This window comes from Streptomyces sp. NPDC103540, assembly GCF_055584445.1.
The window spans coordinates 152,826-174,351 of record NZ_JBVJMA010000012.1; the positions used below are offsets into that span (position 1 = coordinate 152,826).

Below are 21,526 nucleotides of genomic sequence, written 5' to 3' on the forward strand. Positions count from 1 at the left end.
CGGCCACCTCAACCGCATGGATCCGGCCCCGTCCGCGTGTCGCCGCCGGACGGATCCCGCCCCCGCCCGCCCTTTCGCGGCGGCCGTCGCCCCCACTCGTCCCGGGGCATCCGACCCGGTTTGTGCCGCTTGTGTGACGCTTGAGCGATGCGCATCCTCGTGGTCGAAGACGAAGAAGGCCTGGCCGACTCCCTGCGACGGGGCCTGTCGGCCGAGGGACACCTGGTCGAGGTCGCCCACGACGGCCACCGCGGCCTCGAACTGGCCCTCACCGGCGGCCCCTACGACGTCGTCCTGCTCGACCTGATGCTGCCCGGCCTCGGCGGCCACGAGATCTGCACCCGGATGCGCGCCCACGGCGACCCCACCCCCGTCCTGATGCTCACCGCCCGCGACGGCGAACACGACGAGGCCGAGGGGCTGGACGCCGGCGCCGACGACTACCTCACCAAGCCCTTCTCCTTCGTCGTCCTCGGCGCCCGCCTGCGTGCCCTCGCCCGCCGCGCCGCCACCCCCGAACCCGCCGTGCTGCGCGCCGGGGACCTGCTCCTGGACCCGCACGACCGGCGCTGCCGGCGCGGCGACCGGGACATCGAACTGACGGCGCGCGAGGTCGGCGTACTGGCCTGCCTGATGGAGCGCCCCGGCCGGGCCGTCGCCAAGCAGGACATCCTCGACGAGGTCTGGGACGCCCCGCACGACATCGACCCGAACATCGTCGAGGTCTACGTCTCCTCCCTGCGCAAGAAGGTCGACGCGCCCTTCGGCCGCCGCTCCATCCTCACCGTCCACGGCACCGGCTACCGGATGGCGCCCGACGGTGGTTAGCAGCACCCGGGCCCGCGCCGCCGTCGCCGCCGCCCTCGCGATGACCGCCGTCCTGGCCGGCGGCGGGTTGTGGCTCTCCACGCTGCTCGGCGCCAACCTCCTCGACAACACCACCGGTCGCACCGAACTGGCCGCCCGCAAGGTCGCCGCCCGCGTCGACACCCGCACCCTGCCGGCGGACGGGCGGCTGCCCGCGCCCGACGGCGGGGTCGACCTGGTCCTCGTACGGGACGCGCGCGGCCGGGTCGTCGCCTCCAGCGGCGACCCCGCCGGGGCGACGGACCTCGACGCCCCGCGCCCGGAACCCGGCGCGGACGCCCGCTCGGACGCCCGCTCGGCCGTCCTGCCGCCCGCGCACCCGGGCGGCCAGCGGCGGGTGGTCGTGGCGGTGGAGGCACCGGGGGCGGGGCCGGGGACGGGGACGGGGACGGGGACGGGATCGACGGAGGGCGCGGGGCCGGGGGCGGGGGCGGCGGCCGGGGGTGCGGCGGCCGCGGGGGCGGAGGCCACGGGGGCGGAGGCCGCGGGGCCGTACACCGTCTACGGCATGACCGTGCTCGGCGACGTGGACGACGCCGGCCGCGCCCTCGCCCTCGGCCTCGGCGCCGGCGCTCCCCCGCTGATCGCCTTCGCCGCCGCCCTGGCCTGGTGGGCCACCGGCCAGGCGCTGCGCCCCGTCACCGCGATCCGCACCGCCCTGGCCGCCGTCACCGCGAGCGCGCTCGACCGCCGGGTGCCCGATCCGGGCGGCGCCGACGAGATCGCCCGCCTGGCCCGGACCGTCAACGACACCCTCGACCGCCTGGAGCGTTCCGACGCCCGGCAGCGGCAGTTCACCGCCGACGCCTCGCACGAACTGCGCAACCCCCTCGCGGCGGTGCGCTCCCGCCTGGAGGTGGCCCTGGCGATGGAGCGGCCCGACCGCGAGGCCGTCGCCGCCGCCCTCGCCGACACCGACCGGCTCCAGCGCGTCGCCGCCGACCTGCTCCTGCTGGCCCGCCTCGACGGCGGGCCCGCCCCCCACCCCGCCGGGGAGCCGGTCGACCTCGCCCTGTTGGCGGCCGAGGACGCCGCACGCCGCCCCGCCCCCCGCGTCCCGCTCCGGCTGGACGCGCCCGAGCCCGTACCGGCGTACGGGGACCCGGCGCGACTGGAGCGGGCCTTGGCCAACCTCGTGGACAACGCCCTGCGGCACGCGGCCGGCGGGGTCACCGTCCGGGCCGCCGCGCGCGAGGGCCTGGCGGTGCTGGAGGTGACCGACGACGGCCCGGGGATCCCGCCCGCGGACCGGGACCGGGTGTTCGGCCGGTTCGTACGCCTCGACGCGGACCGGGGCCGGGCCGCCGGCGGGACCGGGCTGGGCCTGGCCATCGCCCGGGAGATCGCGCGGGCTCACGGGGGCGACGTCGAGGCCCACCGGGCCCCGGGCGGCGGCGCGCTGCTGGAGCTGCGGCTGCCGGGGGCCCGCGGGGGCTGATGGCGGGAGCCCGACCGGTTCAGGATTCCTTCAGCGGGGGTGCGTCAGCATCGACAGGCATGAGCGCGCAACGGAGGAAGACGAGGAAGACCAGCCGCCGCCGACCCTCGCCCCGCCGGATCGGCCGCACCCTGCTGATCACGGGCTGCGCCCTGACGGTCATGGCGGGCGGCACCGCCTGGTACGTCTACCGGGACCTCGCGTCGAGCATCGGCAGTTCGAAGGCGTTGGAGGGGGCCGAGAAGTCGGCGCACGGCGACACCAACATCCTGCTCATCGGCCTGGACAGCCGCCGCGACCAGAACGGCGATCCGCTCCCCGCCGAGGTCCTCGACGAGCTGCACGCCGGCAGCTCGGACATCGGCGGCTACAACGCCAACACCATGATCCTGCTGCACGTACCGGGCGACGGCGGGCAGGCACAGGCGTTCTCGATCCCGCGCGACGACTTCGTGGACATACCCGGGCACGGCAAGGACAAGATCAAGAAGGCCTACGGGCTGGCGAAGGCCGCCGCCGAGCGGTCGCTGTCGGCGCGCGGGGTCACGGACCGGCGGCAGCTGGAGCGGGAGGGCCGCGAGGCGGGGCGTCGGGCGCAGATCGAGACCGTGCGCGCCTTCCTCGGCGTACCGGTCGACCACTTCGCCGAGCTGAACCTGGCCGGCTTCTACCACCTCGCCGGCGCGCTGGACGGCGTACCGGTGTGCCTGAACAAGGCCGTGAAGGACCGCTACTCGGGGGCCGACTTCCCGGCGGGTCCGCAGGTGCTCAACGGCCGGCAGTCGTTGGCCTTCGTACGGCAGCGGCACGGTCTGGACGGCGGCGACCTGGACCGGACGAAGCGGCAGCAGGCCTTCCTGGCGGGCGCGACGAAGAAGCTGAACGAGGCGGGGACCTTCACCGACCCGGCGAAGCTGATCCGGCTGATCGACACCGCGAAGCAGGACGTGGTGACGGACGCGGGGTGGGACCTCTTGTCCTTCGTGCGGCAGGCGAAGAACCTGTCCGGAGGAAAAGTGCGGTTCACGACACTCCCCATCGAGGGATTCGCAAGGAACCATGGGGAGGACATCAACGTCGTAGATGATATGAAGATAAAGCGCCTCATAGCCGAGCAGATCGGTCCGCACCGTCCGCAGAGTGCACCGAGTGGCGCCGCATCCTCCTCACCGGCTCCGCCGTCGTCACCGCCGTCAACGTCGTCACCGACCGCACCACCCTCACCTCCGTCTCCGTCCTCCGTGCCCTCCGCGCCCTCCGCGCCCTCCGCGCCGAAGGACTCCCTCGACGGCGGCGGCGTCCCGTGCGTGGACTGAGACCACTGACGATGGCCGGCGCCCGCCGCCGCACCGAAGCCCTGTTGCTCGTCCTGGTCCTCGGCATCGCCGTGTTCGGACACGTCAGCGCCGGCCTCGCCATGAACGGCGAGCTGCCGCAGCACCTCGCCAGCTTCGTCATCAGCATGACGCTGCTGTCCCTGGTGGGACACCTGGGCATCCGCCGGTTCGCCGCGTACGCGGACCCGCTGATCTTCCCGCTGGCCATGCTGCTGACCGGGCTCGGACTGGTGCTCATCCACCGGCTCGACCAGGGCTACATCGAGCGCTACAACTCCGACGCGAACGCGCCCGGCCAGCTCATGTGGACCGTCGTCGGCGTCGCCGCCTGCATCCTGGTGGTGGCGCTGCTGCGCGACCACCGGCTGCTCCAACGGTTCATCTACATCACCATGGCCGTCGCGCTCGTCCTGCTGATCGCGCCGGCCTTCTTCGGCGCCGACACCTACGGCGCGAAGCGCTGGATCATCCTCTTCGGCTTCTCGCTCCAGCCCGGCGAGTTCGTGAAGATCATGATCGCGATCTTCTTCGCGGGCTACCTGGTCATCCACCGCGACTCGCTGGCCCTGACGGGCCGCCGGTTCCTCGGCATGCGCCTGCCCCCGATGCGCCAGCTCGGCCCCATCATCACCGTGTGGATCGTCTCCATGCTGGTGCTGGTCTTCGAGCGCGACCTCGGTACGTCGCTGATCTTCTTCGGCGTCTTCGTGGTGATGCTCTACGTCGCCACCGAGCGCACCAGCTGGATCGTCTGCGGTCTCCTCATGGCGGCCGTCGGCGCCTTCGTCGTCGGCTCCACCGAGCCCCACGTCAAGGCCCGCGTGGCCGCCTGGCTCAACCCCCTCTCGTACTACTGGGAGAACCCACCGGCCGGCATCACCTCCGACCAGTCCGCGCAGGCGCTGTTCAGCTTCGGCACCGGCGGCGTCTCGGGCACCGGTCTGGGACTGGGACACCCCGAGCTGATCAAGTTCGCGGGCCGCAGCGACTTCATCCTGACCACCGTCGGCGAGGAACTCGGCCTGGCCGGCGTCATGGCCGTCCTCTTCCTCTACGCCCTCCTCGTGCAGCGGGGGCTGCGCATGGCCCTGGCGGCCCGCGACCCCTTCGGCAAGCTGCTCGCGGTGGGCCTCGCGGCGGCGCTGGCCCTCCAGGTCTTCGTGGTCGCGGGCGGCGTCACCGGCCTCATCCCCCTGACCGGCAAGGCCCTCCCCTTCCTGGCGAAGGGCGGCTCGTCACTCCTGGCCAACTGGATCATGATCGCCCTCCTCCTGCGCATCAGCGACAGCGCGGAACGCCAACGCGAAGCCGACGCCCGCGGCCCGGTGGAAACCACGATCACCCCGGTGGTGGCCCTGCGCTGAGGCGTACGCCGTCCCGGTGCGGGCCCGCCGTCGCCCCTTCGACGGGGCGGGGCGGGCCGGTGGCGCCGCGTGCGGGGGTGGGGGTGGGGTGGGGCTGCCCCGGCCGGGCGGAGTCGGGAACGGGCTGGGGGTTTCCCGTCAGTCTCATCATCTCTCCGGTGCGGGCCGGGCCCTCAAGGGCGCTCACTTCGTTCGCGTCGCTTCGCGATGGCCTTCGGCCACCCTTGACCGCCCGTCCCGCCCCGGACAAACGAAGACTGTCGGGAAACCCCCGAAAGAACGGCCACGGGGCAGGAGGCGATCTCCCCCGCATCAGCGACCCTCGACCTCCCGGGCGAGGAGCCTCAACCGGGCGACCTCCCTCACAGCCCCTTTCGGGACCCCACCCAGGCCCTACCCGCACCAAAAGTCGACCAGACCGTCCCCCGGAGCACCCAAACGCGCCAGATCGCTACGCGCTCCTCACGTCTCAGCGTCCGCCGGCCGTCTGGGGCTGATGGCTGTCCGTCGAAGCGATCAGATGCCATCAAGGCTTTTCGCCCATGGCCGCGCGGAGCCAGTCGAGGGTGCCTTGCCCGAGGAGTTCGTCAGCGAGCCGTCGGCCCGTCTCTGTCGTCAGTCGACCTCGGCTGTTGTCGATCCAGCGCTGGGTGTTCTCGTAGCCCTGGGCCTTGTACTCGATGCCTTGCAGCATGCATTCCAGCTTGTCGGCGTCCCGGGCGCACGCGGCCTCGGGGGACTCCTTGGCCTCGTACTCGGCGACCAGGTCTTGGATGGCGGAGGCGAGGACGTCGGGCATGTCGGCCGTCTGGTCTGCGGTGACGACGATCGGGTCCGCGTTGGTGGAGTACTTCTTCCCCAGGTGGTTCACGTCCCCGGTGCGGGTCTCCTGGGTGTCGTGCCACACGGCGAGAAAGGCGGCACGTGCGGGATCCGCACCCTCCAGCTTCGCGATGATCGTGGCAATCAGGGCGGTCCGCCAGGAGTGCTCGGCCACACTTTCCGGGTTGTTCACCCCGGCCATCCACCAGCCGGTACGACGCGCGTTCTTGAGCGTGCCCGCCTCGTAGAGGAAGTGGGCCACCGCCGACAGGTCGTCAGCCACGTCTGTCTCCTTCTCACGCCTCGGCGAGGCGAATCGCGTAGACGGTCCGCAGTCAGAGTCGGCGCCGGGCCTTGACCGCTGCGGTGTACTGCTCCCGTGTCAGGTCTTCCGCGCGGATGCCGAGCTCGGTCAAGACCTGGCGGACATCGTCGAGCGCATCGGGCACGTCCTTCTCCGCCACCAGGGTTTCCAACTCCAGGAACGTCCCGTCCAGCTCCGGAACGCGGACGAGAGTGGCCAGCATCTGCCGGCCTCTCGCTTCGAAGGAGTAATTCCTGCACCGCTTCTCGAACTCGATCGCCGGGACATAGCCGAGGCTGCGCAGCATCGCGTGCACGGCCTCGGCGTTCTCCACGCGGGTCTCGTGCTCCGGCTTGGAGCCGGATTCCTCGTCGACCCGGGCTCCCTTGTACGTGAGGATCGTGCGGGTCTCGTCCGCGCCGTGCACGGTGCGGACGCGGAGTTCCTCGTCCTTGGCCTCCAAGGCTCCGTCCACGGTGTCGTAGTAGGTGTCCTGGTACACCTCGGCCCGGCCTTCGGCCCGGTCGTCCAGCCGACGCAGAGTCTCCTGTGGCGCGTGCACGCACGCCTTGAGTTCGGCTTCGATCATCGGTCCGTCCCCTCTCACACCGTGCGCTCCGCGCCTGCGACGATGGCTTCGAACATGCGCGCAAAGCCTCTGAACAACGGGCCGTGCGACGTTTCCATGACCTTGTACGTGGCGGATTCATGCCCTTCCCAACCCGCGTCGAACGCCCCGACGAACAGGGTGGAGTCGGCTCGGATCAACCGCCATGTGGGCAGCATGCCGTACCTGTACACCTCGATTTCACAGATCCCCGCAAGCTCACGCAGCCGGGCCTCGGCCATCCGCACTCCGCCGGCGAGTGCCTCGACCGATTCACCGATCTCGGCGGCGCGCGAGGCAAGGGCCGGCGACTCCGGATCGAGCAGCAGGACCCGCACGCGGAGATCGCCTCCCTGCCTCGCAAGGTGCCCCCGCAGCATCGAATCGTTCAGGCCGATCAAGCCGAGGCCACGAACGGCGAGGATGTCCAACGACTTCGCAGCGCGTACCTGCTGTTGGATCTCCTCGCGGGCCGACGCCTGTGCGGCGTACACCCGAACCACCTCGGGGAAGGCGGTGAGATCGAACGCCGCCCCACCCGAGCGCTGCTCGCGGCCGGCCGCGAGCCCGAGTAGGTGGCGCGCGTCGTCCGGCATGTTCAGTCCGTCGGCGATCCGCTCGTACACGTCAAGGCGCGACACCTCACGGCGACGATTGATGATCTCGTTGACGCGGGCCTGGGTCATGCCGACCGCCGCAGCGATGCGCCCCTGACTCACTCCGCTGTACTGCTGGACGTATCGGAACACCGCTCCCACATCACGAGCGCGGAGAGCCTGACGTACATCCGCCCGCTCCCATGCCCAATCGGGCAGGAATGCCGTTGTCGCCACGGTCGACCACTCCGCTCACCCGTTGACGAGATGGGAAGTCATCCCACGGTGAGATTACCGTTCGGATATCGACTGCGTACGCGCTGTCACCAGATCCTCCTGGTATGCCCGCTTGAAGGGCTCCTGAAATGGGAGGACGCATCGTGACTTTCCTTGCCGCCGATCCGGCCGAAGCCCTCTGGCCAGTAGCGCAACCCAGCCCGGACCTTCTTGACCGGGCGCTTGTCGGTTGGGAGCGCTTTCTCGACACCTTCGAGGAGGTGTCCGATGAGTGAGTGCTACGAGTACCTGCCGCACCATCTGCTCCGGCGTCGAGTCCGCGACATCGCCTCGGGGACCGAGGGCGAGTTGATGGCCGTGGTCAACGAGAACGTGTCCGACACCGGCGTCGAGCGCTGGATGCCGTTGGCCTACATCCGTGCCCGTAATGGGCGTGAGTTCACCACCGCCGTCGCCAACGTCGAGCCGGTCACCCGCACGCGCTGATTCCTGCGATGTCTTCGACGCCCACGTTCGATGAGCTGATGGCCGGTTGCTCCCAGGCCGTGCACCTGGAAATGCGCGACTCCTACGCGGTCGACTACGAAGAGGGCCCGTTCGCCGAGTGGCGGAAGGGACTCCGGCGCGATCCGGCCGACCGGAATTCATGGTGGCGTCCCTGGCTGGACCTGGTCGCGGAGACCGTGGGTCGTGGCGCGGTCATCCGACGGGCTCGGGTCGTGTCCGAGCCCGTCAGCGAATACACGCGCTTCCTGCACGACGGGACGTTCACCAACATCGCTGCCGGCGAGCGGGTGCGTTGGCTTCCGCATCGCCTGGCCTCGACCATTGCCTTGCCTGGAAACGACTTCTGGCTGTTCGACGGCGAGTGGGTCCACTGGAACCACTTCGCAGGCGACGGGTCGTCGAGGGGCGCAGAGATCACCGACGATCCGATCGCGGCCAATCTCTGCGCCCAAGCCTTCGAAGCGGTGTGGACGCGGGCCATGCCGCACGAGGACTACAAAATCTGTGATCGTCCTGGTGGGTAGATATCGGCCCCGGGCGGCGGTCGGACGCTGAGACGAGAGGAGCGCGTAGCGATCTGTCGCGCCTGGGTGCTCCGTGGGACGGTCTCGTCGACTTTTCGTGCAGGTAGGCGGGCAGCCCGGTCCCGAAAGGGGCTGTGAGTGCCCGATGCCCGGTGGGCCCGTGGGATGGCCGCTCGCTGGTCGCTGATGCGGGGTCGTCCCTGCTCCTGCCCCGTGGCCGTTCTTTCGGGGGTTTCCCGACAGTCTTCGTTTGTCCGGGGCGGGACGGGCGGTCAAGGGTGGCCGAAGGCCATCACGCAGTGACGCGAACGCAGTGAGCGCCCTTGAGGGCCCGGCCCGCACCGGAGAGACGATGAGACTGACGGGAAACCCCCAGCCCGTTCGCAATACCGCCCCCGGGAGGCAACCCCTCCCACCCCCGCCCCGCAGGCGAAAGCCGGGTCGAGGGGGATGCCCCCGACCCGCCCCGTCCGTGCCTACAGGTAGTCCTCCAGGAGGCCTATGCGGTAGCCCTGTTCCTGGATGTGTTGGAGCATGCGGGCCGTCATCTGGGTTTCGGTCTTGCCCTTGAGTTCCGAGGGGCCGCGGAAGTGGGCCAGGATGATGTCGCCCGGCTTGAGGGCGGTTCCCTCGGCGTACTGGAAGTCGTTGATCTGCATCGACGCGCGCCACAGGACGACCGAGGAGATGCCGCATTCGGAAGCGGCCTTGAGGGTGTCGTCGTTGTAGTTGCCGAACGGCGGCCGGAAGAGGGGCGGGCGCTTTCCGAAGCGCTTCTCCAGGCGTTCCTGCTGGCCGCATATCTCCTTCTTCTGCGCCGCGAAGGGCAGGGTGCGGAGGTTCGGGTGCGTCAGGGTGTGGTTGTTGACGGTGCTGCCGGAGCCGTTGTCGCGGAGCTTCTCGAAGTGGCCGTAGTCCGAGGCCGCGACGTTGTCCGTCAGGAACATGCTGATGGGCAGCTTCAGGTCAGCCGCCATCTTCAGGAACTCGGGGTCCTTCTCCGCGCCGTCGTCGAAGGTCAGGAAGACGACCTTGTCCGTCGGCGCGACGGGTATTCGGTCGACGACGGCCGCCTTGCCGGGGGCGCCCTTGGGGAGTTGGGGCTTGCGGTCGGGCTTCGGGGCGTACTGGACGGGGGCCGTCAGGCCCCACTTGCGGTACGCCTGGTCCCCCGGCGCCGGTGTGGCCGAGGGGCCGGAGGCCGCGGGGGCCGGCGCGGACGGGGAGGCGGACGTCCCCGGGTCCGAGGCGGCCTTGCGGCCCAGCCGTTCGATGGGATCCACGCTGTTCCCGCACCCCGTCAGGGACAGCGCGAGCGCGCCGGCCGTCAGCGTCCCGGCTACCAACCGGCGCGCGTACTTCACAGGTAGTCCTCCAAGCGGGCCACGGCGTACCCCTTGTCCGTGACGGTCTTCATGACATGACGGATCATGTCAGGCATCGTGCCCTTCCAGTCGTCCCGGCCCCTGAAATGCGTCAGGATGATGTCGCCGGGGTGCAGGTCGCGGTCCCACTCCCGGTAGTCCATCCGGTTCGGGAAGGCCTCGGCGTTCCACAGGGGGACGGCCTTGATGCCGCAGGACTTCGCGGCGAGCAGCGTGTCCTGGTTGTAGTTGCCGTAGGGCGGCCGGAAGAGCGTGGGGCGCTTGCCGAACTGCTTCTGGATGGTGTCCTGCTGGCCGCAGATCTCCTCGCGCTGCTTCTCGTACGAGAGTCCGGGCATGTAGCGGTGGTTGAGCGTGTGGTTGTTGAGGGTGACGCCGGCGGCCTGCATCCCCTTGAAGTAGGGGTAGGAGTCGCGGACGAGGTAGTCGCTGAGGAACGCCGTGTACGGGATCTTCAGTTCCTGCATCATCCGGACGAACTCGGGGTCCTTCTCCGCGCCGTCGTCGATGGTGAGGAAGACGACCTTGTCCTCCGTGGGGACGGTGGTGAAGACGGGCGGCAGTTCGTCCTGGTCCTCCACCTCGAAGCCGTCCCGCGTGGTGATCTCGGGCTTTTCCTTCGGTGCGGCGGGGGCGAGCAGCGGGGTCTTGGCCAGGCCCCACTTCTTGGCGGCGGCGATCCGGGCCTGTTGGGCGGCCTTGAGCCGCTCGGCGGAGTTGGCGAGGGCGCCCGCCGCGCCGCCCTCCTTGACGGGGCCGGCCGCCGCCTTGGTCTTGGCGGGCGCGTCCGCTCCGGATCCGCATCCCGTTCCGAGGGCCGCGACGAGCAGCGCGGCCAGGGCCACGCCGTACCGGCCGCGCGGGCGTGCCGCGCACCGGTGACCAAACTGCGTACTATTTCCCTTTTGTCGCACAAGCTGCATAGCTGCGGATCTTTCCATCGCACAGCGCGCCGACCCGGCCGACACACACGGTCGGAGATTGCCCTTCCACCGACTGGCGGACAATGGGACGGTGACCCCCGAAGACTTCGCCGAGCTCCTCGCCCCCCAGGGCCGCGCCCTCCTCGACTCCCTGCGCGCGTACGACCCCGCCCAGGAGCTGGCCGTCGCCACCCGGCTGCGCCGCGAGCACCCCGCCGCCCTGGTGTCGGCCGCGCTCGGGCAGGCCCGACTGCGTCAGCGGGCGGTCGCGAAGTTCGGGGCCGAGGACGCCTCCCGGATGTACTTCACTCCGGGCGGCGGCGAGATGGCCACCCGCGCCTCGGTGGCCGCGTACCGCGCCGGTCGCCTCGCCGAGCTGGGCGTACGCTCCGTCGCGGACCTGTGCTGCGGCATCGGCGGCGACGCCCTGGCCCTGGCCCGGCTCGGCATCCGCGTCCTGGCCGTGGACCGGGACCCGCTGACGGTGGCCGTCGCCCGCGCCAACGCCGAGGCGCTGGGGCTGGCGGACCTGATCGAGGTCCGGGAGGCGGACGTGACCGACGTGGACGTGTCGGCGTACGACGCCGTGTTCCTCGACCCGGCCCGGCGCGGCGGGCGCGGGCGCGTCTTCGATCCGGAGTCCTACTCGCCGCCGCTGTCCTGGGCGGTCGAGACGGCCCGCGCGGCCCGGTACGCCGCCATCAAGATCGCCCCCGGGATCCCGCACGAGGCGGTCCCGGCGCAGGCCGAGGCGGAGTGGATCTCCGACCACGGTGACGTGAAGGAGGCCGTGCTGTGGTTCGGCACCGCCCCGGGGACCGTGCGGGCCACCCTGCTGCCCGGCCCGCGCGCCCTGCGCACCGCCGATCCGCTGCCCGACCCGGAGGCGGGGCCGGTGGGCCGCTGGCTGTACGAGCCCGACGGGGCCGTGATCCGCGCCCACCTGGTGGCCGAGGTCGCGAGGGAGCTGGACGGCCGGCTCATCGACCCGACCATCGCGTACATCACCGCCGACGAGCTGCGCGCGACGCCGTACGCGACCGCGTACGAGATCACCGACGTGCTGCCCTTCGGCCTGAAGAAGCTGAAGGCGCTGCTGCGCGAGCGCGGGGTCGGGATCCTGACGGTGAAGAAGCGCGGCTCGGCCATCGAGCCCGAGGAGTTGCGCAAGAAGGTCAAGCCGCAGGGGCCGAACTCGGCGACGGTGTTCCTGACACGGGTCGCGGGCGCCCCGTCCATGCTGATCGGCTCGCCGGTCGCCTGACCCCCTCGCCCGGGGCGACGGGGCTACGGGGTGACGGGACTACGAGGTTTCCGACACCAGGCGCCGGCCGCCGGGTCCGCCCGCGGCCGGTCCGCCGCGGAAGGCGCGGATCGCCCAGCGGTAGTGCGCGCCGGCCTTGGCCAGGCCCAGCAGGGCGGTGATCCACAGGATCATGCCGAAGCCCATGAAGTAGGCGACCTCGCCGTACGTGTCCTGGCCCGGCCGGGCCCCGGCCGCCGCCGCGAAGGCCACCCAGAGCCCGACGGCGCCCAGTGCGAGGGAGGCCGTGAGCCAGACCAGGCTCCGCGCGGGGGCGCGCAGCCGGGCGTCGGTGGCGGGGTCGCGGCCCGCCTCGACCCAGGCGCACAGCAGCCGGCGCACCCGCCGCTCCTGGCGGGCGCCCCAGGCGAACCAGAACCCGGCGGGGATCAGGACGCCGAGCCCGATGACGGCGTAGAGGACCCCGAACAGGGGGCCGAAGGCGTCGCCGGACTCGAAGGACATGACGGCCATGCCGACGAAGGTCCAGCCGAACGCGAAGACCGCGGCCACGGTCCACAGCAGCGCCAGCCGGCCGAGGCCCAGGCTGCGCCGGCCGAGGTCCGCCAGGAACCGCGCGCGGTCGGCCCGTACGACGGTCTCGTCCAGCCACTCGCGCAGGTGCGCGGGCGGCGGTGGAGGCGGGAGCTCACGGCTAGGCATGCGCATGACCATAGCGTCACGCGCTCCAACTCCGACTGAGAGCCCCTGGAACGTCGCCACAGTGGGCGCAGCGGCCCCGGGAACCCCCGGAGCCCCACGCCGTCCCGCGCGGCCGCGCGGCGCCGAGCCCCTCAGCCTCCGGTGACCTCGACCGACTCGAACCGCCAGCGGTGTACCGCACGGGTGATCAGGTCCGCCGCCGGCTCGGGCAGTTCGGGCAGCTCCGCCGCCAGGCCCTCCGCGCTGTCCCACCAGGTGACCACGAGGACCCGGTCCTGGGGCGCGCGCAGCACCTCGCGGCGCACCGGCTCCCGGGCCAGGACCTGCGAGCGGGCCCACTCCAGCAGCTCGTTGCCGCGGCCGGCGGCGGCCCGGGCCTCCCACATCAGGGCGACGGTGCTCATGAGTAGAGGTTGTCCTTGCTCAGCTCGTGCACGTGGTCGTGGTCATGTCCGTGCCCGTGGCCGTGGCCGTGCGCGTGCCCGTGGCCCTCGCCCTCGCCGTGTTCGTGGTCCGCCGCCGCGCCCGGCACGTGCGGGTCCGTGACCGGAAGCGAGGAGTCCGCGGACAGGTCCCAGTCGGAGGCCGGCCGGTTGCGCCTGACCATCTCGGCGCCGAGCGCCGCCACCATGGCGCCGTTGTCCGTGCACAGCTTCGGGCGCGGCACGCGCAGGATGATCCCCGCGTCGTCGCAGCGCTCCTGGGCCAGCGAGCGGAGCCGGGAGTTGGCCGCGACACCGCCGCCGATCATCAGGTGGTCGACGCCCTCGTCCTTGCACGCCCGGATCGCCTTGCGCGTCAGCACGTCCACCACGGCCTCCTGGAAGGACGCCGCCACGTCACGCACCGGCACCTCCTCCCCCGCCTTGCGCTTGGCCTCGATCCACCGGGCCACCGCCGTCTTCAGGCCGGAGAAGGAGAAGTCGTACGCCGCGTCGCGCGGCCCCGTCAGGCCGCGCGGGAAGTTGATCGCCTTGGGGTCGCCCTCGCGCGCGAGCCGGTCGATGACCGGGCCGCCGGGGAAGCCGAGCTGGAGCACGCGGGCGATCTTGTCGAAGGCCTCGCCGGCGGCGTCGTCGATGGTCGCGCCGAGCGGGCGGACATCGCTGGTGATGTCCGGGGCCAGCAGCAGCGAGGAGTGCCCGCCGGAGACGAGCAGCGCCATGGTCGGCTCCGGGAGCGGGCCGTGCTCCAGCTGGTCGACGCAGATGTGGGAGGCCAGGTGGTTGACGCCGTAGAGCGGCTTGCCCAGCGCGTACGCGTACGCCTTGGCCGCGGAGACGCCGACGAGCAGCGCGCCCGCGAGGCCGGGGCCGGCGGTCACGGCGATGCCGTCGAGGTCGCGCGCGGAGACGCCGGCCTCCTTCAGGGCGCGTTCGATCGTCGGGACCATCGCCTCCAGGTGGGCCCGGGAGGCCACCTCGGGGACCACGCCGCCGAAGCGGGCGTGCTCGTCGACGCTCGACGCGATCGCGTCGGCCAGCAGGGTGGTGCCGCGGACGACGCCGACGCCGGTCTCGTCGCAGGAGGTCTCGATGCCGAGGACGAGCGGTTCGTCAGCCATGGGTCTCACTGCTCTCAGGGTTCGCGGTGCCCGCGTGGGCGGGGTCGGTCAGTCGCATGACGAGCGCGTCGACGTTGCCGGGCTGGTAGTAGCCGCGCCGGAAGCCGATCGGCTCGAAGCCGAAGCGCTCGTAGAGCCGCTGGGCGCGGGTGTTGTCCACGCGCACCTCCAGGAGCACCTCGGCGCATTCGAAGGCGGTGGCGGCGCGCAGCAGCTCGGTGAGGAGCCGGGCGCCGAGCCCGGTGCCCCACTGGTCGCGCGCGGCCGCGATGGTCTGTACGTCGGCCAGGTCGCCGGCGGCGGCGAGCCCGGCGTAGCCGACGAGCCGGCCGGTCCCGTCCTGGGCCACCACGTACCGGCGGGTGGCGCGGGGGCCGCGCGCGTGGGCGAGCTCGGACCAGAACATGCCGGCGGACCAGGCGTCTTCGGGGAACAGCTCGTGCTCCAGCTCCAGCACCGGTGCGATGTCCCACCAGCGCATCTCGCGGAGCACCACGGTCGCGGCCGTCACTTGGGGGTGACCACCTTGTAGTTCTTGGGCACCTCGGCGTCGGGGCGGCGCAGGTACAGGGGGGTCGGGGGCGCGCCGTCGGCGTTCTCGAAGGCCGCGCCGCTCGCGAGGCGCTCCGCCGCGAGGGCGGCCAGGGCGGCGGCGGACTGGTGGACGGGGCCGCGCGCGTCGGGGAAGACGGCCGGGTACAGCTCGGCGCCCTGGCCGACGGCGGGCAGGCCCGCGACGCGCTCGGCGATGTCGGCGGGGCGGTCGACGGAGGGGCCTTCGAGGCGGGTGCGGGGGTCCTCGTAGCGCGCCCAGTAGACCTCCTTGCGCCGTGCGTCGGTGGCGACGACGAAGGGGCCCTCGATGCCGGCGGCGCCGGCGGCGTGGGCCAGGCCGTCGAGGGTGCACAGGCCGTGCACGGGGACGCCGAGGACGGAGGCGAAGGTGGAGGCGGTGACGAGGCCGACGCGCAGTCCGGTGTAGGGGCCGGGGCCGACGCCCACGACGATGCCGGTGACGGCTTCGAGCTTCACCCCGGCCTCGGCGAGGACCCGGTCGACGGAGGGCAGCAGCAGCTCCCCGTGGCGGCGGGCGTCGACCTGGTTCGATTCGGCGAGGACGGACTCCCCGTCGTGCAGGGCGACGGTGACGGCGGGCGTGGCGGTATCTACGGCGAGCAAGAGCACGCGAACAGCCTACGACTCCCGGGGCCCGGGGCCTTGCGGCCGGTCGCCGGCCGGGCCCGGCTGCTACCTTTCGACCGGGATATTCGACCGTTACCAGTCGTGGCCCGCGAGCAGGTCGGCGACGCGGGCGGCGGAGAGGTGGAGCAAGGTGGCACGCAGAAGCTCGGGAATCGTGGCCGGGCTCACCTTCGCGGCGGTCGCCGCCATCGGGTTCCTGGCCTACCAGGCGTCCGCGTCCGCCCCCGAGCACCCCCTGCGGCCCGCCGCGCAGACCCCGGCGGCCGCGCAGGAGCAGCCCCCGGCCAAGCAGGACCCCGCCAAGCCGGCGGCGGTGCCCGCCGATTCCGGCACGGGCACGCGGGTGGTGTACTCCATCTCGCAGAAGCGGGTCTGGCTGGTCCCCGAGGACGGCAGCCAGCCGAAGACGTTCGCGGTGATGCCGAGCACCGTGCACCCGGTGACCGGGACGTACGTGGTCGGGTCCCGTTCCGGGTCGGTGACCGGCTCCGACGGGGTGCCGATCGAGCACGTGGTGCGGTTCGCCACCTCGGACGGGATCTCGGTCGGCTTCAGCGCGCGGGTGGACGGTGCGATGCCCGAGCCGGACCCGACGAAGCGCACCGGCGGCATCCGCATGTCGCGGGGCGACGGGGACGCCATGTGGGCGTTCGCGACGATCAGCGCGAAGGTCGTCGTCGTCCCCTGACACGTCGCCGCCCGCACGGGTTCCCCCTCCCCCACCCGAACGGGTGAGGGCTCAGGCCGCTTCCGACTCCGGGGCGGCCTGTTCGGCGTGTGCGGCGGCCACGGCCGCGACCTCCGGGTCCGGGAACGGGCGCACCGTCGGCGGGGTGGACACCGCCGTGGCGGCGATGCCCGCCGCGAGCAGGGCCCGCATGGACACGACGGGCGCTCGCTCTGCTGCTCGTGCTGCCGACATGGCTGCCTCCTGGATCCCGGGACGGCGTACTTAGGTATACCTAACCAACGCTGGGTACCATGTCATCACGCGACGCCACGCCGGCGCAATATGTTGCCGACGTCTTGTCGGGACGTTTCCGCCGCGAGGGCCCGCCCGCGACCGGAACGCCGAAGGGCGCCCCACCGCGGGGGCGCCCCTCGAAACACTCTCCGTGACCGTGACCGTGACCGTGCGCCGCTAGCGCGCCCCCTGGCCCGCCAGGGTCTCCAGTCCGGCTTCGGCCCAGCGCGCGCCGACGCCGCGCACCGCGACCTCGCGCACGTCGTCGAGGACCTCCTCGTGTCCGACGGCCCGTCCGATGACCACGTGCAGCCGGTCGTCCGACAGCTCCTCCACCTTGCCGTCGCCCCACTCCACGACGATCACGGACTCGGGCAGCGAGACGTCGAGGTCCAGGTCCTCCATCTCGTCCAGCCCGCCTCCGAGCCGGTACGCGTCCACGTGCACCAGCGCCGGGCCGGTGCCCAGGGACGGGTGCACCCGGGCGATCACGAAGGTCGGGGAGGTCACGGCCCCGCGGACGCCGAGCCCCTCGCCCAGGCCGCGCGTCAGGGTGGTCTTGCCCGCGCCGAGTTCGCCGGTCAGCAGGACGAGGTCGCCGGGGCGCAGCAGGCCGGCGATCCGACGGCCCAGCTCCCGCATGGAGTCGGGCGAGTCGACGGTGATCAGGGTTTCGGCGGCGGCCTCGGCCAGGACCTCAGCCGCCGGGCTGCGCGGCGCTTCCCGCGGTACTTCTTCCATGGGTCCCCACGTTAGTCGCTGCGGGCAGGGCTCCGGCGCGGATCAGCAGGTCGGTGAGCAGCCCGGTCACGATGTCGGGGCGTTCGAGCATCATCAGGTGCCCGGTGTCCTCCAGCACCACCAGCTCGGCGGCCGGGAGGGCCTCCTTGATGGTGACGCTGTGTTCGGCCGGGGTGATCATGTCGCGGTCGGCGGCGATGACGGTGACCGGGATCTCCGCGAAGCGTTGCAGTGCCTCGGTCTTGTCGTGGGTCTGGAAGGCCGGGTAGAACTCGGCGACGACGTCGATGGGGGTGGCCTCGATCAGCCGCTCGGCGAAGCGCGCGACGGCCGGGTCCACGTCCCGGGAGCCGAACGAGTACATCTTGATCATGCCGGCGAAGAGGTCGGCGGTGGCCCGTCGGCCCTTCTCGACCAGTTCGACCTGCGATCCGAGCGCCTTGAGCACTCCGGGCAGCAGGCGGCGCAGCGCGGCCGTGCCGACGGAGGGCAGTCCGTAGGTGACCTGGTCGAGCCCGCCGCTGGAGGTGCCGACGAGGGCCACGCCGATGACCCGGTCGCGCACGAGCTCGGGGAACTGGTCGGCCAGCGCCATGACGGTCATGCCGCCCATGGAGTGGCCGACGAGGACCAGGGGGCCCTCGGGGGCGGTGGCGTCGATGACGGCCTTGAGGTCGCGGCCGAGCTGGTCGATGGTGACGGGCAGTCCGTCGGCCTGGGCGAGGCCGCGCATGCTGCGGCCGTGGCTGCGCTGGTCCCAGTAGACGCAGCGGACGAGTCCGCGCAGCGCGGCGCGCTGGAAGTGCCAGGAGTCCTGCCCCAGGCAGTAGCCGTGGGAGAAGACGACGGTGACCGGGGGCGGGCCCTTGCGGCGCAGTCGCCTTTTGGGTGCCTCCTCGGGGAGTTCGTCGACCTCGTGGTGGAGCGCGGTGCCGTCCTCGGCCCGACAGGTGCCCTCGGTACCGCGCAGGGAGCCGTAGTCCCCGGTCGCGTCGAGGGCGAGTCGGGCCTTCATGCGGATGCCCCGCCCCACGGTGATGCGTTCGACCGCGACACCGGCCGCGGCGCCCGCCGCTATGACACCGATGGCGGCGCCGGCCCAGCCGGCCTTGCGCCAGTTCTCGCTCACGACGTCGCCGTCCTCACTCAGCCGCCCAGGTACACCCGGGGCACCCGACCTCCGATACGGGTGACGATCTCATACGCGATCGTGTGCGCCGCTTGAGCCCAGTCCTCGGCGGTGGGTTCGCCCCGTTCGGCGTCACCGATGAGGACGGCCTCGTCGCCGGCCCGGACGGGGACACCGCCCAGGTCGGGGCCGAGGTCGACGACGAACTGGTCCATGGCGATACGTCCGGCGGCGTTCAGGATCCGGCCCCCGACGAGGACGGGGCCGCGACCGGAGGCGCTGCGGGGCAGGCCGTCGGCGTACCCGGCGGGGACGAGGGCGAGGTGGGTCTCGCCCTCGGTGACGTAGTGGTGGCCGTAGCTGACGCCGTGCCCGGCGGGGACCCGCTTGACCAGCGCGAGGGAGGCCTTGAGGGTCATCGCGGGGCGCAGGCCGAGCTGGGCGGGGGTGCCGAGTTCGGGGGCGGGCGAGACGCCGTAGAGGGCGAGGCCGGGGCGGACGAGGTCGAAGTGGCTCTCGGGGAGGGTGAGGGTCGCCGGGGAGTTGGCGAGGTGACGGACCTCGGGGTCGATCCCCTCCTTCTCCGCGTAGGCGAGCATGTCGCGGAAGGCGTCGAGCTGGAGGGCGATGGAGGGGTGGCCCGGTTCGTCGGCGCACGCGAAGTGCGACCAGACGCCGGTGACCTGGACGGTTCCCTCGGCCTGGGCGGCCACGGCGGCGCCGACGAGCTCGGCCCATTCGGCGGGCTGGCAGCCGGCGCGGCCGAGGCCGGTGTCGGCCTTGAGCTGGACGCGGGCGGTGCGGCCCGCGGCGCGGGCGGCGGCGCGGACCTCGTCGAGGGCCCACAGGGCGCTGACGGACACGTCGATGTCGGCCTCGATGGCCTCGCGCCAGGGGGCGCCGGGGGTCCACAGCCAGCACAGCATCGGGCCCTCGATGCCGGCGGCGCGCAGCGCGAGCGCCTCGTCGGGGGTGGCGGTGGCGAGCCACGTGGCGCCGGCCTCGCGGGCGGCGCGGGCGCAGGGGACGGCCCCGTGCCCGTAGGCGTCCGCCTTGACGACGGCCATGAGGCCTGAACGGGGCGCCCGCGCGCGCAGTGCGCGTACGTTCTCCCGTACTGCGTCAAGATCGATCTCGGCGTACACGCGCGTGGCTGTCTCGTTCATCGCCCCCAGTCTCTCAGAGGCCCGCCCGCCCTTCGCCGCAGGCCGGCCGGGGTGCACCGGCCCGCTGTGGGACATCTCGGGACGAAGTCGGTCGCTCAGGTGGTGATGTCGCGCCACACGGCCGGCAGCGCGGAGGCGACCTCGTGGGCCAGGGCCGGGGCGCCCGAGGCGGCCCGCCGGCCGGCGAGTCCGTGGAGGTAGGCGGCCAGCGATCCCGCGTCGAGGCCGTCGCGGCCCGCCGCGAGCAGGGCGCCGGCCAGGCCGGACAGCACGTCGCCGCTGCCCGCCGTCGCCAGCCAGGGCGTGCCCGTCGGGTTGACGCGTACGACGCCTCCCGCGGACACCAGCGTCGTCGAGCCCTTCAGCAGGGCCGTGGCCCCGTACCGCCCGGCGAGCTCGCGCACGGCGGCCAGCCGCCCGGCCTCCACCTCCTGCCGGGCCGTCCCCAGCAGCGCCGCCGCCTCCCCCGCGTGCGGGGTCAGCAGGGTGGGCGCCCGGCGCGAGCGCACCAGGGCGGCGTCCAGAGCCCGCAGCCCGTCGGCGTCGAGCAGGACGGGCACGTCGCGGTCCGCCAGCGCCTTCTCGACCTCGGCCTCCCGCCCCGCGCCGATGCCCGGCCCGACGACCCAGGCCTGCACCCGGCCCGTCCCCACCAGCACCTCCGGGTACCGGGCCAGGACGGCGTCCCCCGCCGGGCCCACGTACCGCACCGCGCCCGCGCCGCCCCGCAGGGCGCCGGCCACGGCCAGCACCGCCGCCCCGGGGTACTGCTCGGACCCGGCGACGACGCCGACGACGCCGCGGCGGTACTTGTCGCTGCTCGCCGTGGGGGTCGGCAGCAGGGCCGCGACCTCCGCGTGTTGCAGCACCTCGATCGCGGGGGCGGGCGGCAGCTCCAGCCCGATGTCGACGAGCCGCACGACACCGGCCCGCGAGGCGCCCGGGTCGATGAGCACGCCGGGCTTGTGCGCCCCGAAGGTGACGGTGACGTCCGCCGACACGGCCGGGCCCGCGACCTCCCCGGTGTCGGCGTCCACCCCGCTCGGCAGGTCCACCGCGACGACGGGCACCCCGACGGGCACGGCCGCCACCAGCGCGGCGGCCTCCGGGCGCAGTGCGCCGCGTCCGCCGATGCCGACGAGCCCGTCCAGCACCAGGTCCGCCCGGGTGGGCACGGTCGTGGCGAGGCGGCCCCCGGCGGCCCGCAGCGCGGCCCACCCGCCGGGGTGCAGCCGTTCGGGGTCCAGGGGCACCGCGGTGACCGCCGCCCCGCGCCGGGCCAGGCGGGCACCCGCGTACAGGGCGTCGCCGCCGTTGTCCCCGGGCCCGACGAGCAGCACGACCCGGGAGCCGTAGACGCGTCCGAGCAACCCCGCGCAGACGGCGGCCAGTCCGGCGGCGGCGCGCGCCATGAGGGCGCCTTCGGGCAGGCGGGCCATCAGCTCGCGCTCGGCGGCCCGTACGGTCTCCACGCTGTAAGCGGTACGCATGCCCCCAGCCTGCCCGTCATCCCTCGGCGATCACCACAGCGGACGCGACTCCCGCGTCGTGGCTCAGCGAGATGTGCCAGGACTTCACCCCGAGGGACGCGGCCCGCGCCGCGACCGTCCCGGACACCCGCAGGCGGGGCTGCCCGGAATCCTCCACGTACACCTCGGCGTCCGTCCACAGCAGCCCGCCCGGCGCCCCCAGCGCCTTGGCCAGGGCCTCCTTGGCCGCGAAGCGGGCTGCGAGCGACGCGCTGCCGCGCCGCTCGCCGCTCGGCAGGGTCATCTCGGCGTCGAGGAAGAGGCGGGCCGCCAGTTGGGGCGTCCGCTCCAGCGCCGCGGCGAACCGGTCGATCTCCGCGACGTCGATCCCCACACCGATGATCACAACACCA

Annotated in this window: 25 protein-coding genes; 9 read left to right on the forward strand and 16 right to left on the reverse strand. The window is 72.9% G+C overall.

Annotation, left to right across the window (positions count from 1 at the left end; translation table 11 throughout):
• Nucleotides 1–147 precede the first annotated feature (147 nt).
• From ACZ6ZI_RS27675 to ACZ6ZI_RS27690, 4 genes are read left to right on the forward strand one after another with little or no spacing between them, the layout of a single operon-like run.
• Nucleotides 148–828: a response regulator transcription factor gene (locus ACZ6ZI_RS27675; RefSeq protein ID WP_363058152.1), complete on the forward strand. Its 681-nt coding sequence runs from the start codon at nt 148–150 to the stop codon at nt 826–828.
• Nucleotides 821–2,305, forward strand: coding sequence for a HAMP domain-containing sensor histidine kinase (locus ACZ6ZI_RS27680; RefSeq protein ID WP_469525130.1), 1,485 nt, complete (start codon nt 821–823; stop codon nt 2,303–2,305). Before ACZ6ZI_RS27675 ends, ACZ6ZI_RS27680 begins: the two co-directional genes overlap by 8 nt.
• A gap of 59 nt (nt 2,306–2,364) precedes the next feature.
• Nucleotides 2,365–3,621, forward strand: coding sequence for an LCP family protein (locus tag ACZ6ZI_RS27685; RefSeq protein ID WP_469525131.1), 1,257 nt, complete (start codon nt 2,365–2,367; stop codon nt 3,619–3,621).
• Nucleotides 3,622–3,632: 11 nt separating this feature from the next.
• Nucleotides 3,633–5,006: an FtsW/RodA/SpoVE family cell cycle protein gene (locus ACZ6ZI_RS27690; RefSeq protein ID WP_469525133.1), complete on the forward strand. Its 1,374-nt coding sequence runs from the start codon at nt 3,633–3,635 to the stop codon at nt 5,004–5,006.
• Nucleotides 5,007–5,532: 526 nt separating this feature from the next.
• Here the strand turns inward: ACZ6ZI_RS27690 and ACZ6ZI_RS27695 are convergent.
• The 3 genes from ACZ6ZI_RS27695 to ACZ6ZI_RS27705 are packed head-to-tail and all read right to left on the reverse strand — an operon-like array spanning nt 5,533 to nt 7,572.
• On the reverse strand, nt 5,533–6,111 hold the full coding sequence (locus ACZ6ZI_RS27695) for an HD domain-containing protein (RefSeq protein ID WP_469525134.1): 579 nt from the start codon (nt 6,109–6,111) through the stop codon (nt 5,533–5,535).
• Between the two features lie 52 nt (nt 6,112–6,163).
• Entirely contained in the window at nt 6,164–6,721 is a 558-nt protein-coding gene (cyaB, locus tag ACZ6ZI_RS27700; protein ID WP_469525137.1) for a class IV adenylate cyclase, read from the reverse strand.
• Between the two features lie 14 nt (nt 6,722–6,735).
• Nucleotides 6,736–7,572 carry a helix-turn-helix domain-containing protein gene (locus tag ACZ6ZI_RS27705; protein ID WP_469525138.1) on the reverse strand — a complete coding sequence of 279 codons (837 nt, stop codon included), beginning with the start codon at nt 7,570–7,572 and terminating at the stop codon, nt 6,736–6,738.
• Nucleotides 7,573–7,715: 143 nt separating this feature from the next.
• On the opposite strand from ACZ6ZI_RS27705, the gene ACZ6ZI_RS27710 reads away from it, so the two are divergent.
• From ACZ6ZI_RS27710 to ACZ6ZI_RS27720, 3 genes are read left to right on the forward strand one after another with little or no spacing between them, the layout of a single operon-like run.
• Nucleotides 7,716–7,847 (forward strand): hypothetical protein, encoded by a 132-nt coding sequence (locus ACZ6ZI_RS27710; protein ID WP_469525140.1) that lies wholly within the window; start codon nt 7,716–7,718, stop codon nt 7,845–7,847.
• Nucleotides 7,840–8,058 carry a hypothetical protein gene (locus ACZ6ZI_RS27715; RefSeq protein WP_469525142.1) on the forward strand — a complete coding sequence of 73 codons (219 nt, stop codon included), beginning with the start codon at nt 7,840–7,842 and terminating at the stop codon, nt 8,056–8,058. The genes ACZ6ZI_RS27710 and ACZ6ZI_RS27715 overlap by 8 nt, the downstream gene beginning before the upstream one ends.
• Nucleotides 8,059–8,066: 8 nt before the next feature.
• Nucleotides 8,067–8,603, forward strand: coding sequence for a DUF6879 family protein (locus ACZ6ZI_RS27720; protein ID WP_469525144.1), 537 nt, complete (start codon nt 8,067–8,069; stop codon nt 8,601–8,603).
• A 476-nt stretch (nt 8,604–9,079) separates the two neighbouring features.
• Here the strand turns inward: ACZ6ZI_RS27720 and ACZ6ZI_RS27725 are convergent, their stop codons facing one another.
• Together ACZ6ZI_RS27725 and ACZ6ZI_RS27730 are read right to left on the reverse strand one after the other, a co-directional pair.
• Nucleotides 9,080–9,967: a polysaccharide deacetylase family protein gene (locus ACZ6ZI_RS27725; RefSeq protein ID WP_469525146.1), complete on the reverse strand. Its 888-nt coding sequence runs from the start codon at nt 9,965–9,967 to the stop codon at nt 9,080–9,082.
• Entirely contained in the window at nt 9,964–10,911 is a 948-nt protein-coding gene (locus tag ACZ6ZI_RS27730; protein ID WP_469525149.1) for a polysaccharide deacetylase family protein, read from the reverse strand. Before ACZ6ZI_RS27730 ends, ACZ6ZI_RS27725 begins: the two co-directional genes overlap by 4 nt.
• A gap of 91 nt (nt 10,912–11,002) precedes the next feature.
• Here ACZ6ZI_RS27730 and ACZ6ZI_RS27735 point away from each other — a divergent pair, with 91 nt between their 5' ends.
• Complete coding sequence (locus tag ACZ6ZI_RS27735) at nt 11,003–12,175, forward strand: THUMP-like domain-containing protein (RefSeq protein WP_469525151.1); 1,173 nt, start codon at nt 11,003–11,005, stop codon at nt 12,173–12,175.
• A 39-nt stretch (nt 12,176–12,214) separates the two neighbouring features.
• Here ACZ6ZI_RS27735 and ACZ6ZI_RS27740 read toward each other — a convergent pair whose 3' ends face one another.
• From ACZ6ZI_RS27740 to tsaB, 5 genes are all read right to left on the reverse strand, one after another.
• Nucleotides 12,215–12,877 (reverse strand): hypothetical protein, encoded by a 663-nt coding sequence (locus ACZ6ZI_RS27740; protein ID WP_469525153.1) that lies wholly within the window; start codon nt 12,875–12,877, stop codon nt 12,215–12,217.
• 131 nt (nt 12,878–13,008) lie between these two features.
• Nucleotides 13,009–13,281 (reverse strand): hypothetical protein, encoded by a 273-nt coding sequence (locus ACZ6ZI_RS27745; RefSeq protein WP_469525155.1) that lies wholly within the window; start codon nt 13,279–13,281, stop codon nt 13,009–13,011.
• On the reverse strand, nt 13,278–14,441 hold the full coding sequence (gene tsaD / locus ACZ6ZI_RS27750) for a tRNA (adenosine(37)-N6)-threonylcarbamoyltransferase complex transferase subunit TsaD (protein WP_469525158.1): 1,164 nt from the start codon (nt 14,439–14,441) through the stop codon (nt 13,278–13,280). The genes ACZ6ZI_RS27745 and tsaD overlap by 4 nt, the downstream gene beginning before the upstream one ends.
• On the reverse strand, nt 14,434–14,922 hold the full coding sequence (rimI, locus tag ACZ6ZI_RS27755) for a ribosomal protein S18-alanine N-acetyltransferase (RefSeq protein ID WP_469525310.1): 489 nt from the start codon (nt 14,920–14,922) through the stop codon (nt 14,434–14,436). The genes tsaD and rimI overlap by 8 nt, the downstream gene beginning before the upstream one ends.
• A gap of 26 nt (nt 14,923–14,948) precedes the next feature.
• Entirely contained in the window at nt 14,949–15,626 is a 678-nt protein-coding gene (tsaB, locus tag ACZ6ZI_RS27760) for a tRNA (adenosine(37)-N6)-threonylcarbamoyltransferase complex dimerization subunit type 1 TsaB (RefSeq protein WP_363060187.1), read from the reverse strand.
• Nucleotides 15,627–15,774: 148 nt separating this feature from the next.
• Here tsaB and ACZ6ZI_RS27765 point away from each other — a divergent pair, with 148 nt between their 5' ends.
• A complete protein-coding gene (locus ACZ6ZI_RS27765; RefSeq protein ID WP_363060185.1) occupies nt 15,775–16,332 on the forward strand; it encodes a hypothetical protein in 558 nt (185 codons plus the stop codon).
• 51 nt (nt 16,333–16,383) lie between these two features.
• Here the strand turns inward: ACZ6ZI_RS27765 and ACZ6ZI_RS27770 are convergent, their stop codons facing one another.
• The 6 genes from ACZ6ZI_RS27770 to ACZ6ZI_RS27795 all read right to left on the reverse strand — a co-directional run bounded on the left by ACZ6ZI_RS27770 (nt 16,384) and on the right by ACZ6ZI_RS27795 (nt 21,519).
• Nucleotides 16,384–16,566 (reverse strand): hypothetical protein, encoded by a 183-nt coding sequence (locus ACZ6ZI_RS27770; protein ID WP_469525161.1) that lies wholly within the window; start codon nt 16,564–16,566, stop codon nt 16,384–16,386.
• Between the two features lie 219 nt (nt 16,567–16,785).
• Nucleotides 16,786–17,349 (reverse strand): tRNA (adenosine(37)-N6)-threonylcarbamoyltransferase complex ATPase subunit type 1 TsaE, encoded by a 564-nt coding sequence (gene tsaE, locus ACZ6ZI_RS27775; RefSeq protein ID WP_469525163.1) that lies wholly within the window; start codon nt 17,347–17,349, stop codon nt 16,786–16,788.
• Nucleotides 17,306–18,478 (reverse strand): alpha/beta fold hydrolase, encoded by a 1,173-nt coding sequence (locus ACZ6ZI_RS27780; RefSeq protein WP_469525166.1) that lies wholly within the window; start codon nt 18,476–18,478, stop codon nt 17,306–17,308. Before ACZ6ZI_RS27780 ends, tsaE begins: the two co-directional genes overlap by 44 nt.
• 17 nt (nt 18,479–18,495) lie before the next feature.
• Nucleotides 18,496–19,644 carry an alanine racemase gene (gene alr, locus ACZ6ZI_RS27785; RefSeq protein WP_469525168.1) on the reverse strand — a complete coding sequence of 383 codons (1,149 nt, stop codon included), beginning with the start codon at nt 19,642–19,644 and terminating at the stop codon, nt 18,496–18,498.
• A gap of 95 nt (nt 19,645–19,739) precedes the next feature.
• A complete protein-coding gene (locus tag ACZ6ZI_RS27790; protein ID WP_469525172.1) occupies nt 19,740–21,134 on the reverse strand; it encodes an NAD(P)H-hydrate dehydratase in 1,395 nt (464 codons plus the stop codon).
• A 16-nt stretch (nt 21,135–21,150) separates the two neighbouring features.
• Nucleotides 21,151–21,519: a holo-ACP synthase gene (locus tag ACZ6ZI_RS27795; RefSeq protein ID WP_469525174.1), complete on the reverse strand. Its 369-nt coding sequence runs from the start codon at nt 21,517–21,519 to the stop codon at nt 21,151–21,153.
• Between the last annotated feature and the right edge of the window lie 7 nt (nt 21,520–21,526).

What these genes read in the sequence shown, in the direction of transcription:
- rimI (WP_469525310.1), bottom strand. Translation starts at nt 14,922, where the DNA reads ATGCGCTGGTGGGACATCGCACCGGTGCTGGAGCTGGAGCACGAGCTG.
- ACZ6ZI_RS27770 (WP_469525161.1), bottom strand. Translation starts at nt 16,566, where the DNA reads ATGTCGGCAGCACGAGCAGCAGAGCGAGCGCCCGTCGTGTCCATGCGG.
- ACZ6ZI_RS27790 (WP_469525172.1), bottom strand. Translation starts at nt 21,134, where the DNA reads ATGCGTACCGCTTACAGCGTGGAGACCGTACGGGCCGCCGAGCGCGAG.
- ACZ6ZI_RS27675 (WP_363058152.1), top strand. Translation starts at nt 148, where the DNA reads ATGCGCATCCTCGTGGTCGAAGACGAAGAAGGCCTGGCCGACTCCCTG.
- ACZ6ZI_RS27690 (WP_469525133.1), top strand. Translation starts at nt 3,633, where the DNA reads ATGGCCGGCGCCCGCCGCCGCACCGAAGCCCTGTTGCTCGTCCTGGTC.
- tsaE (WP_469525163.1), bottom strand. Translation starts at nt 17,349, where the DNA reads ATGGAAGAAGTACCGCGGGAAGCGCCGCGCAGCCCGGCGGCTGAGGTC.
- cyaB (WP_469525137.1), bottom strand. Translation starts at nt 6,721, where the DNA reads ATGATCGAAGCCGAACTCAAGGCGTGCGTGCACGCGCCACAGGAGACT.
- ACZ6ZI_RS27715 (WP_469525142.1), top strand. Translation starts at nt 7,840, where the DNA reads ATGAGTGAGTGCTACGAGTACCTGCCGCACCATCTGCTCCGGCGTCGA.
- ACZ6ZI_RS27745 (WP_469525155.1), bottom strand. Translation starts at nt 13,281, where the DNA reads ATGAGCACCGTCGCCCTGATGTGGGAGGCCCGGGCCGCCGCCGGCCGC.
- alr (WP_469525168.1), bottom strand. Translation starts at nt 19,644, where the DNA reads ATGAACGAGACAGCCACGCGCGTGTACGCCGAGATCGATCTTGACGCA.
- tsaD (WP_469525158.1), bottom strand. Translation starts at nt 14,441, where the DNA reads ATGGCTGACGAACCGCTCGTCCTCGGCATCGAGACCTCCTGCGACGAG.
- ACZ6ZI_RS27685 (WP_469525131.1), top strand. Translation starts at nt 2,365, where the DNA reads ATGAGCGCGCAACGGAGGAAGACGAGGAAGACCAGCCGCCGCCGACCC.
- ACZ6ZI_RS27740 (WP_469525153.1), bottom strand. Translation starts at nt 12,877, where the DNA reads ATGCCTAGCCGTGAGCTCCCGCCTCCACCGCCGCCCGCGCACCTGCGC.
- ACZ6ZI_RS27730 (WP_469525149.1), bottom strand. Translation starts at nt 10,911, where the DNA reads ATGCAGCTTGTGCGACAAAAGGGAAATAGTACGCAGTTTGGTCACCGG.
- ACZ6ZI_RS27720 (WP_469525144.1), top strand. Translation starts at nt 8,067, where the DNA reads ATGTCTTCGACGCCCACGTTCGATGAGCTGATGGCCGGTTGCTCCCAG.